At 39.4% G+C, this 17558-nt stretch carries 17 protein-coding genes; 3 read left to right on the forward strand and 14 right to left on the reverse strand.

The features are described 5' to 3' along the window. Nucleotides 1–50 precede the first annotated feature (50 nt). From aroQ to AC27EF_RS01850, 5 genes are read right to left on the reverse strand one after another with little or no spacing between them, the layout of a single operon-like run. On the reverse strand, nucleotides 51–497 hold the full coding sequence (aroQ, locus tag AC27EF_RS01830; protein ID WP_487108465.1) for a type II 3-dehydroquinate dehydratase: 447 nt from the start codon (nucleotides 495–497) through the stop codon (nucleotides 51–53). 12 nt (nucleotides 498–509) lie between these two features. Beyond that, nucleotides 510–887 (reverse strand): VOC family protein, encoded by a 378-nt coding sequence (locus AC27EF_RS01835; RefSeq protein ID WP_487108466.1) that lies wholly within the window; start codon nucleotides 885–887, stop codon nucleotides 510–512. Between the two features lies 1 nt (nucleotide 888). After that, on the reverse strand, nucleotides 889–1854 hold the full coding sequence (locus tag AC27EF_RS01840; protein ID WP_487108467.1) for a ketopantoate reductase family protein: 966 nt from the start codon (nucleotides 1852–1854) through the stop codon (nucleotides 889–891). Between the two features lie 15 nt (nucleotides 1855–1869). Then, nucleotides 1870–2322, reverse strand: coding sequence for a MaoC family dehydratase (locus AC27EF_RS01845; RefSeq protein WP_487108468.1), 453 nt, complete (start codon nucleotides 2320–2322; stop codon nucleotides 1870–1872). A gap of 27 nt (nucleotides 2323–2349) precedes the next feature. Next, the gene (locus AC27EF_RS01850) at nucleotides 2350–3936 is read right to left on the reverse strand and encodes an acyl CoA:acetate/3-ketoacid CoA transferase (RefSeq protein ID WP_487108469.1); all 1587 of its coding nucleotides are present in this window, start codon (nucleotides 3934–3936) and stop codon (nucleotides 2350–2352) included. A 196-nt stretch (nucleotides 3937–4132) separates the two neighbouring features. Between AC27EF_RS01850 and AC27EF_RS01855 the strand changes: the two genes are divergently transcribed. After that, nucleotides 4133–4990 carry an AraC family transcriptional regulator gene (locus AC27EF_RS01855; RefSeq protein ID WP_487108470.1) on the forward strand — a complete coding sequence of 286 codons (858 nt, stop codon included), beginning with the start codon at nucleotides 4133–4135 and terminating at the stop codon, nucleotides 4988–4990. Between the two features lie 42 nt (nucleotides 4991–5032). On the opposite strand, the gene AC27EF_RS01860 is transcribed toward AC27EF_RS01855, so the two are convergent. The 6 genes from AC27EF_RS01860 to AC27EF_RS01885 form a co-directional block, all read right to left on the reverse strand. Further along, complete coding sequence (locus AC27EF_RS01860; RefSeq protein WP_487108471.1) at nucleotides 5033–6052, reverse strand: TRAP transporter substrate-binding protein; 1020 nt, start codon at nucleotides 6050–6052, stop codon at nucleotides 5033–5035. A gap of 12 nt (nucleotides 6053–6064) precedes the next feature. After that, nucleotides 6065–7354 carry a TRAP transporter large permease gene (locus tag AC27EF_RS01865; RefSeq protein WP_487108472.1) on the reverse strand — a complete coding sequence of 430 codons (1290 nt, stop codon included), beginning with the start codon at nucleotides 7352–7354 and terminating at the stop codon, nucleotides 6065–6067. A 1-nt stretch (nucleotide 7355) separates the two neighbouring features. After that, on the reverse strand, nucleotides 7356–7847 hold the full coding sequence (locus tag AC27EF_RS01870) for a TRAP transporter small permease (protein ID WP_487108473.1): 492 nt from the start codon (nucleotides 7845–7847) through the stop codon (nucleotides 7356–7358). Between the two features lie 201 nt (nucleotides 7848–8048). Further along, nucleotides 8049–8816 carry a type I 3-dehydroquinate dehydratase gene (gene aroD, locus AC27EF_RS01875; RefSeq protein ID WP_487108474.1) on the reverse strand — a complete coding sequence of 256 codons (768 nt, stop codon included), beginning with the start codon at nucleotides 8814–8816 and terminating at the stop codon, nucleotides 8049–8051. Nucleotides 8817–8852: 36 nt separating this feature from the next. After that, entirely contained in the window at nucleotides 8853–10043 is a 1191-nt protein-coding gene (locus AC27EF_RS01880) for an MFS transporter (RefSeq protein WP_487108475.1), read from the reverse strand. A 33-nt stretch (nucleotides 10044–10076) separates the two neighbouring features. Next, the gene (locus AC27EF_RS01885; protein WP_487108476.1) at nucleotides 10077–10952 is read right to left on the reverse strand and encodes a shikimate dehydrogenase; all 876 of its coding nucleotides are present in this window, start codon (nucleotides 10950–10952) and stop codon (nucleotides 10077–10079) included. A 195-nt stretch (nucleotides 10953–11147) separates the two neighbouring features. On the opposite strand from AC27EF_RS01885, the gene AC27EF_RS01890 reads away from it, so the two are divergent. Beyond that, the gene (locus AC27EF_RS01890; protein WP_487108477.1) at nucleotides 11148–12038 is read left to right on the forward strand and encodes a LysR family transcriptional regulator; all 891 of its coding nucleotides are present in this window, start codon (nucleotides 11148–11150) and stop codon (nucleotides 12036–12038) included. 134 nt (nucleotides 12039–12172) lie between these two features. Further along, the gene (locus AC27EF_RS01895; RefSeq protein WP_487108478.1) at nucleotides 12173–14170 is read left to right on the forward strand and encodes an oxidoreductase; all 1998 of its coding nucleotides are present in this window, start codon (nucleotides 12173–12175) and stop codon (nucleotides 14168–14170) included. Between the two features lie 72 nt (nucleotides 14171–14242). Here the strand turns inward: AC27EF_RS01895 and AC27EF_RS01900 are convergent, their stop codons facing one another. The 3 genes from AC27EF_RS01900 to AC27EF_RS01910 all read right to left on the reverse strand — a co-directional run bounded on the left by AC27EF_RS01900 (nucleotide 14243) and on the right by AC27EF_RS01910 (nucleotide 17468). Then, complete coding sequence (locus tag AC27EF_RS01900; RefSeq protein ID WP_487108479.1) at nucleotides 14243–15040, reverse strand: AIM24 family protein; 798 nt, start codon at nucleotides 15038–15040, stop codon at nucleotides 14243–14245. A 104-nt stretch (nucleotides 15041–15144) separates the two neighbouring features. Next, nucleotides 15145–16440 (reverse strand): O-acetylhomoserine aminocarboxypropyltransferase/cysteine synthase family protein, encoded by a 1296-nt coding sequence (locus tag AC27EF_RS01905; protein ID WP_487108480.1) that lies wholly within the window; start codon nucleotides 16438–16440, stop codon nucleotides 15145–15147. Nucleotides 16441–16541: 101 nt separating this feature from the next. Next, nucleotides 16542–17468 (reverse strand): LysR family transcriptional regulator, encoded by a 927-nt coding sequence (locus AC27EF_RS01910; protein ID WP_487108481.1) that lies wholly within the window; start codon nucleotides 17466–17468, stop codon nucleotides 16542–16544. Nucleotides 17469–17558 lie beyond the last annotated feature (90 nt).

A 17558-nucleotide genomic window follows, 5' to 3' on the forward strand; every position in this document is an offset into this window, starting at 1 on the left:
ATAACAAAGCTGTCGTACTGATTTTCTGTTCGGTACGACAGCTCCAAAACCTAACATATCGTTTTAAAATAATCTCCCAACGCTTTCACTGCTAATGTATACGCTGAAACTCCCATTCCCGCAATCATTCCATATGCTACGGGAGCGATCACAGAATGTGATCTGAAATCCTCACGATTGAAAATATTTGACATATGAACTTCAATAATCGGACATTCCAGAATCTCCAACGCATCATGTATCGCATAACTATAATGAGTCCATGCTCCCGGATTTATAATGACTCCATCATATTTTTCATAAAAGACTTCGTGAATTTTATCTACCATCTCACCTTCATGATTTGTCTGAAAGGTATCCACTTGTATGTTTTCTTTTTCTGCTGTTTCTAAAATCTGCTGATTAATTTCATCCAGTGTAATCGTACCATATTGCTTCGGATCTCTTTTCCCATACATATTATGATTTACACTATGAAGCATCATTACTTTTTTCATTTTTCTTCTCCTCTAGTCTTCGATCCATGGTTCCTGTTGTAAAATATGTTTCAAAACTTCTTTTCTTCCTTTTATGACTTCAATGCAAATTCCACTTGGCAGCTCAAACCAATTGTGTCCCTGAGGAAGTTCTTTTACTCCGATCTGATACGCTTTGTCTAAAGTTCTTTCAACATTATCTACCATCAACCCCAAATGATCTGCTCTTCCTTCAAATCCGGCAAACTCGGGAACTTCATTTAATTGAATTCCTGCATGGAGCCACACTTTTCGATGGGGAACCTCACCCATTACTTTTCGCACCGGCATTCCGAATACTTCTTTAAAAAAGTTTACGTGCCACTCCAAATCAGTGACCTTTAACGCCATATGTTCCAGGTAAGCTGCCATATTACTTCTCCTTTTCTGCTTTCAAAGCCGGCTCATAAGACAATAAAAATTTCTCAATTCCTTTTACGCAGGTAACAAGCGTCTGATTTACAGGTGTCGGAATTCCAAATTTCTTTCCCCACTCTACCACAGATCCGTTAATAAAATCAATTTCCGTCGGACGTTTTAATTCCAGACTCTGTAAAATAGATGTTTTAAATGTCCCCGGTAAGCCCTCACTGGCAGCATACCATGGATACTCAGGATCTTCTGATTTTAATTTTACTCCTGCGGCTTTTGCAACATCAATTCCTTCCTGAATTGCCGCAACCGCAGTTTCCTTAATATAATCTTCTTCATACAGCGGACCGTAAGGAAGTCTTGTAATACCGCACAAGGCTCCGGCTGCTACATTAATCAGCAATTTATCCCAGATTAATCCCTTAATATTATCACTGACTTCACATAACAAACCAGCTTGATTGAATTCATCACATACAGCCTGAATTCGCTCCGTTTTTTCTCCGGTCAATTCTCCAATATAGGTATATTTTCCCCTGACACCTGCACTGACAAATCCAGGTGCCAGCAGTCTTCCCCCAACATAAGTCTTTCCGCTGATCACATTGGCTTCCCCTACAACTTCTGCAATGGTTTCTTCGTTCCCAAGTCCATTCTGTAAGGACATCACCAGAGTCTCCGGTCCAATCACATTGGTGGCTTTTAATTGTTGTACGGCTTCCTTTGTTGCAAAAGATTTTACAAGAACAATCACCAAATCAACAACTCCGATTTCATCTGCTGATGTTCTTGCATCGACAGGAACAAACCATGTTTCCTTTTCATCTGTCATCTTCAAACCATTTGCATGAATCGCATCAATATGCTCTTTCCACTGATCTACAAAATAAACTTCAGATCCGCCCTGCGCTAATGTTCCGCCAATGGTACTTCCAAGAGAGCCGGTTCCTAACATACAAATTTTCATAAAATATCGCTCCTTTTATTTATCCTCTTCTAACGGGAAAAACTTCAAAATATGTGTTGCCGCTAAGACAATGTCCCCATGCTGGTTGAATACTTCTAACTTAGAAAATGTCTTATTTGTTTCTTCTTCAATTCTGTCCACAGTATAACGACAAGTCAATGTATCTCCAAAAAATACCGGTTTAATAAAACGTAATCTGTCATATCCATAGGATGCGCTTGGCACAGGAGATTTTACCTGTTCCTGAATTTTTGTTGAAGCGGTGCATCCGATTGCAAATGTTAGAATGCCATGTACAATTCTTGTTCCGTACATTGTTTTTTTCATAAATTCTTCGTTAAAATGCATCTGACTATAATCCGCAGTAATTCCTCCAAACAAATAAACATCCGTCTCTGTCACTGTTTTAGTAAATTCTGCTGTATCTCCTACATGTAATGGAATTTCTACCTTTTTAATATTACTCATATTTTTTCTCCTTTTCTTACATTGATTTTATTTTTCACTAAGAAACTCGTCACGAATTCCCATTTTTTCTTCTTTAAAAATTCTTTCATCCATAATCTTCAGATCCGGTGACACCATTGGCACAAATCCCATCTGATCAATTACATCTTTCTGCACATCTATTCCCGGTGCAACCTCTGTTAACAGCACGCCACGATCCGTCAAATGAAAGACTGCACGCTCTGTAATATAAACCACTTCCTGTCCCTGTCTCAATGCCTGTTCTCCATTAAAAGTGATTTCTGAACACTCCGAAATCATTTTTTCAAATTTCCCCTCTTGTTCAATCGCAATTTTTCCATTTCCAACTTCAGTTTTCAATCCACCTGCGCGCAGCGTACCACACAATACTACTTTTTTTGATCCTGCACAAATGTTAACAAATCCTCCGGTTCCCATAATTTTTCCATTGAATTTATGTACATTCACGTTTCCTTTCGCATCAAGCTCCGCAAAACTTAAAAATGCAACTTCCAGACCACCGCCGTCATAAAAATCAAATTGTGCCGGCATATCCATCAACGCTTTGGAATTGATACTTGCACCGAAGAAAATTCCCTGAGCTGTCGCTCCTCCAACAGGACCTGTCTCCACAGTTAAAGTAAATTCTTCTCCGATTCCTTCTTCTCGTGCAACAGCCCCGATTCCATCTGCAATTCCAACTCCTACATTTCCTACATTTCCAGGTGCAATTTCCATTAAAGCACGCCTTGCAACCACTTTTCGCTGATTTAGCGGCAACGGAACTGTCTCACCTTCTTCTGCAACGTAATCTCCTGTGAAGAACCCGTTGGATCCGTTATACAACTGTTCCTGTTCCTGATTCAATACCACAATATCTACTAAATATCCCGGAATATGTACTTTCCGTGGATGGATAGTTCCTGATTTCACCATACGTTTTGCCTGAAGAATCACCAACCCTCCATTATTATGTACCGCCTGAGCTGTTGCAAGCACATCTACATAAGTAATTTCATCTTCCATAGAAGCATATCCTTCTGTATCAACGGTTGTCGCCCGAATAAAGCATACATTTAACGGTACTGTGGGATAAAACAAATATTCTTTTCCATTAATTTCTGTCTGGTGAATCAATTCTTCTGTTGTAATTTCATTCAATCGACCGCCCTGCTGTCTTGGATCCACAAATGTATGCAGTCCCACATGGGATAAAATCCCCGGCTGACCGGCTGCGGCCGTTCGAAGCAGCTGTGCCATAATCCCCTGTGGGAAATTATATGCTTCAATTTCATTTTTCTCCGCCATCTCCGCCAGTCTGGGTGATTGTCCCCAATGTCCTCCAATCACACGTTTCACTAACCCCTTTTGTGCAAGAGGCGACATCCCCCGTTCTCCTCGATCTCCAAGTCCTGTGGCATGCCAAAGTGTCAGATTTTTAGGTTCTCCCGTTTCCACATAACGATCTCGCAACGCCGTTATTAAAATTTCCGGATCTACAATTCCTCCTCCTGCGCCACTCACTGCCAGTGCATCATTATCCTGAATATAAGATACTGCTTCCCTTGCCGTCATTACAGGAACTTTGGTTCCATTCCGCTTTGGTCTGTTCATATTTAAAACCTCCTGTTTTCTATAACAAAATTGTACCAAATATCTTGTTAAAAAAAAGAAGCTATCTTGTATATATCAGAAATTATCTTGTTTTATTTTTTTGTTTTATTTATAATAAACCTGTATTTTCTGTATTTTTTACAAATTATTTTGTAATTTATTCAAATTATCTTGTCTTAAGGGGGGGGAAATTATCATGTTTTTAGAAGAATATCCGGTATCTGTCAGACCTGCTATTTTTGAAGAAAATTCATTCCCGAAAATCAGTCGTCTTTCACACAGTTACAATAATCCAAATTGGAGTTATCAATATCATCTTCACAAAAAGGAAACGGAACTCGTTTATATTGCAGGTGGCATCGGAAATTTAACAATTAACACCACCAATTACCCGATTCAAAAGGGCAATATCCTCATTGTAGAACGAGGCGCGATTCATGCACTGACCTCGGACAAAAAAAATCCTCTCGATTGCTGGACCTGCGCCATTTCCAATTATAAACTTCAGGATCATTCGGATGCCGGCTTTATGCTTCCTTCCAATATCTGTCCTTGTATCAATTCCGGAGTTCATGAACGTCTGATCTATCATCTGTTTCAAGAACTGGATCTTTTGCGAAAATTCCCGTCCAATACCCGTGTTTCCGCATCCGATGCTCTCACAGTTGCTTTAACAAGTATCTATTATGAAATTTTTCGCGAAACTCCCAAGATGGAACGACACAAAGATTCCTCTTTCGCCAGAGATATTTTAATTTATATCAATGAACACTATAGTTCTAAAATTACATTGAAAACCCTCGCAAAGGAATTTAATATCAGCACGGATCATATCAGTCATGAATTTACAAAAATCTATGGGATTTCCCCGATCAATTATGTCATCGACCGCCGGTTGAATGAGGCAAAATGGATGTTAATTAATACTTCGGATTCTTTAGTTACCATCTCGGAAAAAATCGGTTATGAAAACACTTCCTATTTTTCAAAATTATTTTTAAAGCGAATTCATTATACTCCTTTAGAATTTCGTAAAATTTACCAGAGCACATAAAAAAATCCTCTGTGAAACATACTGTTTCTACAGAGGATTTTTTTATTTTTCAGTACAACTCAAATAAGAGTTATAGATATCCTTTGAAATATTTTCTTTGATCTCTTCATAAATTGGCTGCGCCGCCTTTTTAACATCCTTTTGTGTCTTCTCATCCAGCTTTACAATTTTGGTTCCGCTCTCTTTGATAACTTTGATGCGATTCGCAATTCTTTGATCAGATGCTTTTCTCGCATAATTTTTTGCTGTTTGTGATGCTTTTTGGATAATCTCCTGCTGCTCTCTCGGAAGATCCTTAAAAAATTCATCGCTGACAATCAAAGAAATATAATGCGGCAAATGATTGGTTTCTACTACATAATCCTGCTGTTCATACAATTTACTGGATACAATGACCTCATAAGGATTTTCCTGTGCATCAATGGTTCCCTGTTGAAGTCCGATATATACTTCACTAAATGTCATCGGTGTCGGATTGGCATTTAAGGCTTTCCAGAATTTCAAATGATAGCTGTTCTCCATCGTTCTGATTTTTTGTCCCTTAAAATCCCCGAACCTTTGAACATTTTTATTCGTTGACATCACTCGGAATCCCTGATCCGCATAGCCAAGAAGCTTGTATCCCCCTTTCTCATATACCTTTTCCATCTTTTCATAGAATTCCGGATTATCCACTGCCTTTCTGGCTTCTTCAATTGTCGAAAATGCACTCGGCAGGTCAAAAACCGCGGTATCCGGAAGAAAAGTTACCTGAGGCGCTGTATTTTGTACAACAAACGGAATATCTCCATCTTTACAGCTTTCCAGTAATTCTCTGTCTCCTCCCAGTGTACTGTTTGGATATACTTCAATTTTCATTTTTCCATGACTCAGGCGCTTCACTTCATTGGCAAATTTTTCTGCATACAATTGCGTTACTGTATCTTCCGGACTGGATGTTCCCAAAGGCCAGGCATAGCGCTGAATTTCATCTTTTTCCTGCTTCTTCTTACATCCTCCCATTCCGAGAGCCAGAGCAACTACCAACAAAACTCCTAAAGATCTTTTGATTCTTTTTCTCATAAATGACTCCTCCTATACCAGTGCCAAACTGATTTGTGGAATAAATGTAATTAAAATCAACGCAAATAGAAAACATAAAATAAGAGGCATTGCTTTTTTGGCGATCTGAACCATCGGTATTTCCGTCAAAGAAGAGGCTACAAACAGATTAACTCCAATTGGCGGTGTCACAAAACCAATTGCCAGATTCACAACCATCATAACACCAAAATGAATTGGATTCATTCCCACTGCCGTAACAATCGGAAGCAAAATCGGAGTCAAAATCAAAATCGCAGGGGTTGTATCCATAACCATACCCACAACAAGCAAAAACAGATTAATCACAATGAGAATCACAACTCCACTGTGGAAATTTCCCAAAATCCATTCGCTGATTGTCTGCGGCACCTGCATTAAAGTCAAAACTCTGGAAAAAGCAATGGATGCCGCTAAAATAAACAGAATCGGAGCATAGGTTCTCACACCCTCAACCATCATCGGCCAAATATCTTTGATTTTCATAGACTTGTAGACCAACATACTAACCAACAGAGAATAAAATACAGAAATAACTGCTGCCTCTGTTGGAGAGGCAATTCCGGTATAAATACATCCCAAAATAATAACAGGACTTAAAATTGCGAAAAAACTTTCCTTAAAAACACCAAAAAATCCTTTTTCATGTAGTTGATCGGCTTCTTTATTGATTTTTTCTTTATCTTCACCATTTTTCCTGCAATAAAGAATTGCATAGACCATTAAAAGTAATCCAATCAGCAATCCCGGAACAATTCCCGCAATAAACAAATCACTTACAGATTCTCCCGATGCCATACCAAACATAATAAAAGGAATTGATGGCGGAATAATAACTCCCAGTCCTCCGGCCACCGCTACAATCGCTGTGGCAAAGGTTTTGTCATATCCTAATTTAATTAAAATCGGAATCGTCATACTTCCAACCGCTGCCACGGTTGCCGGTCCGGAACCGGAAATCGCGCCGTAAAACAGACAGGTTACAATTACCGCGCAAGGCATACCCGCCGTTAACTTTCCGAAAAAATATACAAATACATCAAAAATCTTTTTTGAAATTCCTCCTTTTGCCATAATCATTCCTGACAGAACAAACATCGGAACCGCCAAAAGCGGAAAACTGTCAATCCCTCCAAGCATAGATCGAATCACAAACTGCCCGCTGGCTGTAAAGGAAGGATCAAATGCACCGGGAAGAACGGAAACAATTCCAAGGGCAATCGAAATCGGGATTGCGATAATCAGGCATACAAAAAAGATAAAGAATACTACTGCCACTGACATCTTATTTTTTCCCCTCCTTATCTTTCTTTATTACAATACGAAATTCAATGATCCAGCGCTGTATAATTCGAAACGCCACCAACACAAAGCTTACCAGCGGCGCAGCCTGGATATAATACATCGGAATCTGACAGGCAGGGCTTACCTGTCCACTTTCAAATGCACTTTTTAAATATAAAAATGCATAGGGAATTAAATAAAAAAATAACAATAATTCAAAAGTATGATTTACCACCTTAAAAATTGCCTGTCCTCTTTTTGGAAACATTCCCACAAATTGTTCAATCTTTATAGAAATGCATTTTTTAGTGCAATAGCTAACACTGATAAACCCAGACCAGATAAACAGATATCTTGTAATCTCTTCCGACCAGGATAAGGACGCTCCGAGAGCATACCTTGCAAATACCTGAATCCCCATGATCAGTGTCATTGCAATCAGCAGCATTACCATAAGAAATTCTTCTAAATTTTCATCTAACCACTTCAGCATATTTCACCTCTCTCTACTTGTTTGGAAAGTTATTCTTTTCACAATCCATGGTAATTTTTTCACAATTTGCCTTACTAAATTATACAAAAAAACATTTATAATCTCAAATGCTTTTTCTCTATTTCATTTATAGATTTTATCTATTATTTTCCCAAAAAGAAAGAGAAGACATCTCTATCTTCTCCTTCAGACTCTGTCTTTTTATAATCCCTGATTTTCATGAAGAAATTGCAACATATTGTTCAAATCCTTTACTGCTGCCTGTCCCGGTGCAGATGCTTTTTTGGCTGCGCCAAATGTCAAAGCTGAGCCAAAAACCTCTCCTGCCAAACGACTGATCAGTCCCATCCCTGCCATAGACATGGTAATAATCGGACGATCTGCATGATCTGTATACATTTCTTCTGTAGCAGAAAGTAATGTTAAAACATCACGCCTACAAGTTGGCATAACTGCAATCTTCGGAATGTCAGCGCCAAGTTCCTGCATTTTGCACAGCCTTCTTACGATTTCCTCTTTTTCCGGCGTCTTATCGAAATCATGATTAGAAGCCACAACCTTGACTCCGCACTCATGAGCTGCTTTTACAATATCTTTTACAATATCATCTCCGGTAAAAACTTCTACATCCACCAGATCCACGTACCCTGTTTTTGCAGCCTTGATATTTAACTCTTTATATGGATCTGCCTCAATGGCTTTTTCTCCACCTTCCTTTGATGTGCGGAAAGTAAACAGAATCGGGAGTTCCCCCAGAGCTTCTCTTAAATCTTTTAATACATCCTCGACTCTGCTGAAATCAAACACTCCCTCAAACCAATCGACACGCCACTCTACCACATCGACCGGAATGTTCTCGAAAGTCTTTGCTTCTGCAATAATTTCATCCTTTGTCACACCTACGATTGGCACGCAGATCTTCGGTATTCCGCTTCCAATCTCAATGTTCCGAACTTTTACTATATTCATTGACAATTTCCTCCTATTGTCTCCTCAAACAAATTTCTATTTTGATGCTTCTTCTGCATTCTTTAATAGTACGCCATATCTTGCATTTACAAAAACTGCAAGAAGTACGCCGATCACGGTGATTACGATATTCATAACAATTACATCGGTAGACGTCATTTTTGCTGCCGCTGTTAAGATGGTATAGTTACAAAGGCTGGATGCAATCATAACTAAACTTGTGATGGTTCCTTTGATTTTCGGAAACAAATCGTTTACAACTGCAGTTGCCATCTGAAGAACTCCGCCGGCTGCCGCATATCCGATCACAAATGCTCCCACATAACAAATCATCGGGGTACGAATCATATAAACCAGCGCCAGCATAACAAGAGAAATTGCCGGGTAAATAATCAAAAATCTCACCTGTTTAAACTTTGTAATCAGAGCACTGGTTACAAATAATGCTACCATAGTTCCCGCAGAATAATAGGTCTGCATCACTGATACATTTTCAGATGGAATATTGGCAATCTGCGTTCCAAATGTCTGCGCACAGTTTAACCATAACTGGAAGGTTGCAGTACTTGTAAATCCAATTAAAATTAACGCTACACTCTCAATAGAAAAATGTGCATTTTTTAAATTGTTAAGAAAAGATTCTGATTTACCGCTCTCAGAAGCTGCCGGAAGCGGTGCAAAAATCGCCAGAATTCCAAGAACCGCAATCGCAATTCCTGCAACCAGCGGAAGCATCAGATAAGACATGCTTGTTCCCGCAACCAATCCTAAGAAAAACGGCATTAACAGCTGTGCAACGGAGATAAAGAATTTAATTCCCATTGTTGCAATTCCCGTATACGTATAAATGATTTCAGCAACTGCCGGATATGTAGCAGTATCTAAGAAAGAGTTTGCAATACCGCCTAATACTGCCGCAATATAGGCAACCGTTGTATTTGGCGAAAAAGCAATTCCTACAAAGAAAATCACATAGGATGCACATCCGATTAATACGGAAATACGACGTCCCAGCTTGTCAGACAACGGTCCCGCAAACGGAAGGGAAATTAAACGTCCCAATCCCAATGCTGCCGCAATGGATGTAACCGCCATTACATCACTCAATCCCCAGTTTTCTGCAAGCATTTCTTTTACTACCTGCTGACTTAAAATAGAACATCCGATTCCATGAATAAAATAGTTTAAATACAGAATCAATGCGCTCGGTAAATATTTCTTATTCATCTTTTTTATATTCCTCTCTGATTTTTTCGTTTTTTAATCGTATTTAATATCTAAAACTTCTTTCATATGATCGATTGGCATATGTTTTCCGGTCCATAAATGGAACGCTGCATCTCCCTGAAACAACATCATTCCAAGACCATTCATTGTCTTACATCCAACCTCTTTTGCCATTCTCAGCAAAGCAGTCTCTCTTGGAGCATAAATCGTATCTGTTACAATCAAATCCGGACGGAAGAAAGATGCATCCGGTACTACAGACTGACCTTCCAGCGGTTTCATTCCAACACCTGTCGCCTGTGCAAATAAGTAACTGCCTGCGATCTCTTCTCTTAATTTTTCTTTATCATCCAAATCATAAAGATTTACGACACAGTCTGTATTCTCACGAATTTTCTTTACTGTTTCTTCTGCATTCGCCCAGAATTTGTCTTTAATATTGAAAATAGACATTTCTTTCACACCATCAAGTGCTGCCTGAATTTCAATTGCTGTTGCAGCTCCTCCGGCACCCGCGATCGTCATTTTCTTACCGATAACATCAATATCATTATCTTTTAGTGACTGCATATAGCCGATTCCATCTGTAATATGTCCGATTAATTTTCCGTGGTCATTGACAATGGTGTTTACGGCTCCCGCCATTTTTGCTGCCGGAGAAAGCTCGTCCAAATACTGCCCTACTACGGTTTTATTCGGCATAGATACGTTGGAACCAACCAGTTTCAGCGCACGAAGCCCTTTTACCGCATCTTCCAATGTACTGTTATCAACCTCAAATGCAAGGTATGCATAATCAAGTCCCAATGTAGCAAAAGCTTCATTGTGCATTGCCGGTGAGCTTGAATGTCTGATCGGATAAGCCATCAAACCAATTAATTCTGTGTGTCCTGTAATTCTCTCTGCCATAGTTTTCACTCCTTAAAAAAATATGTTCGCTGCTGCATTCACCCAAAAGTTAATTTTTTAACAACCTTATGACTTTATTATAACGTACTTTGATTGATACTTCTAATATATATTTTCCTGTTTTTTGATAGCTTTTCGCTATCAATTATGATACAATAACACTACCCAAAAGATATTAAATTAAGGAAGGTTCTTATGAATTTAAATCAGCTTTATTATTTTCAAAAAGTTGCAAAATTGCAGCATTACCATCAGGCTGCCAATGAATTAAATATCTCTCAGCCCAGTTTAAGCCGTTCCATTGCCAATCTGGAAGAAGAATTAGGAGTCTCTCTTTTCCAAAAAAACGGGCGTAATATTGCATTAACAAAATACGGGCGTATTTTTTTAGACCATGTCGATCGTATTCTTGAGGAAATCAATATTGCAGAACAAAAAATGAAATCTCTTGCTGGAAGTTCCAGCGGACACATTGACATCGGCTATGTATTTCCTCTTGCCAAAAGCTATATCCCCCGACTTGTCCGGAGCTTTTTAAATCATGAGCAAAATCATGATATTACCTTCTCTTTAAGTCAGGAAATTACCAAGCGTTTAATTATCGACTTGAAATCTGAAAAATACGACATTATTTTCGGCTCTTACGTTCCGGAAGAGACTTCCATTGAATTTGTTCCGGTCATAAATCAGGAAATGGTTATCATTACACCGTTAGAGCATCCTCTAAAACACAAGAAGCCTCTGGTTCTCGAAGATTTATTATCCTATCCTGTGATCGGATATGATAAAACATCCGGACTGGGACAATACACACATTCCATTTATCGGCAAAACCATATGAATCCATCGATTGCTTTTGAAACCTCGGATGAAAATGCCATCGCTTCTTTGGTTGCAGAAAATTTTGGAATCGGCTTTGTAGCACATGTGGAATCACTTCGAGAATATGAAATTGAAATTCTTCATCTGGATAATGTAAAGCCATATCATACGGTCTATATGGCTTATCTAAAAGAAAAACCTATGATTCCTGCCGTTCGCAAATTCATTGATTTTGTCAGGAATACCATAGATAAAATTTATTGATTTTTCAAAAAACATTGATTTGTTAAATAATTAACTCTGTGTTATGATAGAAGCATCATAAGTCATTCACCCAGATTTTATGATAACAGCCTCTTGGAGATTATGGATTTATTTTTTTGGAGGTTTCAATTCTTATGAAGTGCAATTATAAAAATATTTTTTCACCACTGACCATTAAAAATATGACCATGAGGAATCGTATTATGATGACTCCGATGGGAACAAACTACGGAGAACAAACCGGTGAGATGAGCTTCTTACACATTGACTATTACACCGAAAGAGCAAAAGGCGGCGTTGGATTAATTATGGTAGAAAATGCCAGTGTTGACTCTCCCCTTGGTTCTAACGGTACAACTCAGATTCGTATTGATCACGATAACTATATGCCACGTTTCTTTAAATTATGTGAAACACTGCATTCCCATGGAGCATGTGTTGGTATTCAGCTAAACCATGCCGGCGCTTCTGCTCAATCTAAAAGAACAAACATGCAGCCTGTTTCTGCATCCAACATTCCATCCAAAGCAGGTGGAGAAATCCCGCGCCCGCTGGAGAAAGAAGAAATTTATACCATTGTAAAAAAATACGGAGAAGCGGCTGCCCGTGCTCAAGCATCTGGATTCGACTGTGTTGAGATCCATGCCGGACATTCTTATTTAATTAGTCAGTTCCTCTCCCCTACTACAAACGTAAGAACCGATGAATTCGGCGGATGTCCGGAAAATCGTGCACGCTTTGCAAAGCTTGTCATTGAAGAAGTCAGAAAGCAAGTAGGACCTATGTTTCCGATTTTTGTACGAATCAGTGCCGAAGAATTTATGCAGGGTGGAAATACTTTAGAGGATACTTTGGAACTTTTGTCTTACTTTCAGGAAGAAGTAGATGTCTTCGACGTATCTGCCGGATTAAACGGATCCATCCAGTTCCAGATTGATGCCAATTACTTAAAAGATGGATGGCGCTCTTACATGGCAAAAGCTGTGAAAGAAAAATACGGAAAACTTTGTGTCACCATGGGAAATATTCGTGATCCTCATGTGGCAGATGATATTCTTGGTCGCGGTGATGCCGATATTATCGGTATGGGACGTGGATTAATTGCCGATCCTCACTGGGTAAAGAAGGTTGCAACAGGACGTGAAGCCGAAATCCGAAAATGCATCTCCTGCAACATCGGATGTGCCGGAAACCGCATCGGAGTTAACCGCCCAATCCGTTGTACCATTAATCCTACGGTAAACTCCGGATTCGATTACAAAAAGAAAAAAGTAAATAAGCCTTGCAATGTGATTGTCATCGGAGGCGGAACTGCCGGTCTTGAAGCAGCATGTACTGCAGCAGAAGTCGGATGTACTACATTTTTATTTGAGAAAAACGACCACCTTGGCGGATTATCCGTAGAAATTTCTAAGATACCGGATAAAAAACGTTTAAGGGATTTCCCGGATTATCTTATCAATCGTGCCTCAAAACTCACCAATTTGTTTATTTTCAAAGGACAGGAGGCAACCATTTCTCTGATTAAGGCACTGCATCCTAACATCATTGTCAACGCTACCGGATCTAATCCTTTACTTCCGCCAATTAAAGGACTTCATGACCATATCGACAAAGAGGGATCAAAAGTTGCTTCTATTACCGGAATGATCCATCACCTGGCAGATTATCCGGAAGATTGTACCGGCAAGAAAGTCGTTGTCATCGGAGGCGGAGCTGTCGGTCTTGACGTTGTGGAATATTTTGCTCCAAAAGGTGCTGATGTAAGCATTGTCGAGATGATGCCTCAGATCGGTAAAGACCTGGACCCGGTATCCAAATGCGGAACAAACGCTTTAATGAAAGAACATCATGTAAATCAGATGCCAAACACTGCTCTTTGTGAAGTAAAGGCAGACCGCTTTATCGTCAAGGTAGATGGCGAAGAAAAAGAACTTCCGTTTGATTACGGATTTGTATGCTTAGGTATGAGAGCCAATGCTCCAATCCTTGATGAAGTTCGTGAAGCATTCTCTGATTCTGATGTTGAGATTTTAAATATCGGAGACAGCGTTCGCGCAAGAAGAATCATTGATGGTGTTCAGGAAGGTCACAATATTTTAAATATTTTATCTGATCTTGATTATTTATAGAATTATACTTCAATTATAAAAAGGCGTCACTTTGCAGGATTTCTTTCCTGCAAAGTGACGCCTTTCTTTTGTTTACTCGACAGTCCCCATCGGAATAGAACTCATGGCTTCCTCTCCAATCGGCGCCAGAAGTACTTTTCCGGTTCCCTGATATACATTTACCAGTCCTTCCCCGCTTGCTGCAGATCCAATCAGTGATTTTCCGGAACGTTCTACGGTAAATTTTAAACTCCCACTCCATGCAACAGCAAAATTTCCGTCGACTTTTAAAACATCATCATTCAGACTAATTTCTATCAATTCTTCTTTCGGACACATTGATTCCAGGCATACAACTCCACTTCCTTTGATGCCTAAATTAAATAGTCCCTCACAGCCTGCGATTGCAGATGAGAAATTACTTCGTGCCACCGCCTTTTGCTTCAGGCCGGCCTCACATGCCATAAAAAGTCCATCATCCAAAACAATAGATTCTCCCCAATCCTTCAGGTCCAGCAACAAAATATATTTATATGTTGGCTCCAGTACCAATGTACCATCTCCCTTATATTCCGGTTTAATGGCAGATTCTCCTGTCACTTTCCCTCGCACCGCTTTTGAAAAAAAATCTCCTGCCCCTTTAATTCCGGTAGTTGCTGCAACATTTCCGGCCATCCACTGCATCGCTCCTGCCTGTACTGTAACATTTCCTTTGGAAAGATCACATACAATCTGGCGTTTTCTGACATTCATCTCATTGCAAAAATATGCCACCTCCGCATTCCATGGAGTAACACTTAAATCCCTCTGATATTCAATTACTTTAAATGGTCCCAGTTCATCCAAAACTTTTACATCATCATTATCACAAAAATTCCTGATTGTATACATATCCCGTACCTCCTGTATCCTATATGATTCATAAGCTATACGCTTACAGTTTATCATATTCTTTGATCCAGGTCTATTGATATCTGATCAGACAGCGATACTGCTTATTTTACAGCCTGAAAAGCTTCCTCAAGATCTTCGATAATATCAGCGATATTTTCTGTTCCGATGGACAACCTTATCGTATTCGGATAGATTCCCTGATCTTTTAATTCATCTTCGTTTAACTGTGAATGTGTTGTAGATGCCGGATGAATCACCAGAGATTTTACATCTGCCACATTTGCAAGCAGTGAAAATAATTCTAAATGATCAATAAAATCTTTTGCTTTCTGATCATCCCCCTGAATCTCAAATGTAAAGATGGATCCTCCCCCATTTGGAAAATATTTTCGATACAGTTCCTTTTGTTCATCATTTTCTGATACAGAAGGATGGTGGACTTTCTGTACCTGCGGATGATTCTTAAGATATTCTACAACTTTCAGCGCATTCTCCACATGGCGTTCCACTCGCAAAGACAAAGTTTCCAGTCCCTGCAAAAAGATAAATGCATGAATCGGGGAAAGTGTAGCCCCGGTATCCCGAAGTAAAATCGCTCGAATCTTAGTAACAAATGCTGCCGCTCCTACTGCCTTTGTAAAACTAATTCCATGGTAACTTGGATTCGGCTCTGTCAGAGAAGGAAATTTCCCGGATGCCTCCCAATCAAATTTTCCACTGTCAATGATCACACCGCCAATGGTTGTCCCGTGTCCTCCGATAAATTTTGTTGCAGAATGAACTACAATATCCGCTCCATATTCAATCGGACGCACCAGATAAGGTGTCGCAAATGTATTGTCGACTACCAGCGGAATCTTATGAGCGTGAGCTATCTCGGCAAGCCTTTCAATATCCACAACTTCTGAATTCGGATTGCCCAAAGTTTCAATGTGGATTGCCTTTGTGTTTTCCTGAATCGCGGATTCCACCTCTACGTAGTCAAAGGGATCTACGAAAGTCGTTGTAATTCCATACTCCACAAGTGTATGCGCCAGAAGGTTGTAAGTTCCTCCGTAAATATTTTTTGCTGCTACAATGTGATCTCCCGCATGGGCAAGATTCTGAAATGTGTATGAAATTGCTGCTGCTCCGGAAGCAACAGCTAAAGCTGCCACGCCTCCTTCCAGAGCTGCAATCCGCTGTTCAAAAACATCTTCTGTCGGATTTGTCAGTCTCCCGTAAATATTCCCCGCATCACTTAACCCAAATCTTGCTGCTGCATGCTCACTGTTTTGAAATACATAGGATGATGTCTGATAAATCGGCACCGCCCTTGCGTCTGTAACCGGGTCCGGCTGTTCCTGTCCTGTGTGAAGCTGCAATGTCTCAAATTTATAATTTCTTTTTTTGCTCATTTTCATATCTCCCTATTTTCTTTTCTGTATTTCCTATCTGTTTACAAGGTTATATTATCACAGCCGTTTTTTTCTGTCTAATATGAAAAATAAGCATCTGGTTATAAATAATCCTTATATCTCCCCTCCATCGTCTGATACCTTCTAATCTCTTCCAGATATTTCTCTCCCAGAGGACTGATTGCAACTCCTTTCCTTTTAATATAGCCGATCGTCATCACTTCATCCGATTTTAATTTTACTGCACAATAGTCCGATCCATTCAGACTTTCACAAATAATTCCCGAACAAAGTGTATATCCATTAAGTCCGACCATCAAATTCAACAAAGTCGCTCGATCATTGGCTTTGATTAATCGTTTATACTGATAGGTGCTTAGCACTTCCTCAGCAAAATAAAAGGAATTATATTCCCCCTGCTCGAAAGATAAGCATGGATATTCTTCCAGCTCTTCTATGGCAAGCTCTTCTTTCTGCGCCAGCGGATGCCCTTTCCACATATAAACGTAAATCCCGCATTCCAGAAGTGGATAAAATTCCAATTCAACTTCCTGAAGCATCTTTGTTAAAATCTTTCGATTGAAATCATTGAAATAGAGAATTCCGATTTCACTTTGAAAATTTTTTACATCCTCTATAACTTCCCATGTTTTAGTCTCCCTGACAGCAAACTCATACTCATCCATACCAAATTGTTTAACCATTTCTACGAAGGCGTTAACCGCAAATGTATAATGCTGCATCGACACGCCGAATTTTTTCTTTATATTTTTCTTTTCAATGTATTTTGATTCCATTAATTGATATTGTTGGACTACCTGCCTTGCATATCCAAGAAACTCGACTCCTTCCTGAGTTACGGAAACCCCCCGGTTGCTTCTCCTAAATAACTCTGTACCAATCTCTTTTTCCAGTTCTTTCACTGCCAGAGAAAGACTCGGCTGAGAAATAAACAGACTTTTTGCCGCCTCATTCATAGATCCTGTATCCGCAATTGCAATCATATATTTTAATTGTGTTAATGTCATAAGCAATTCCCCCGGTATTCTGCATTTTTCTGCTATTATAGCACAGAAGAGATGAATTGTATTCTTTTTTCTTTATTTCAGAAGAATAAA

The organism is Anaerostipes stercorihominis (genome assembly GCF_057535655.1).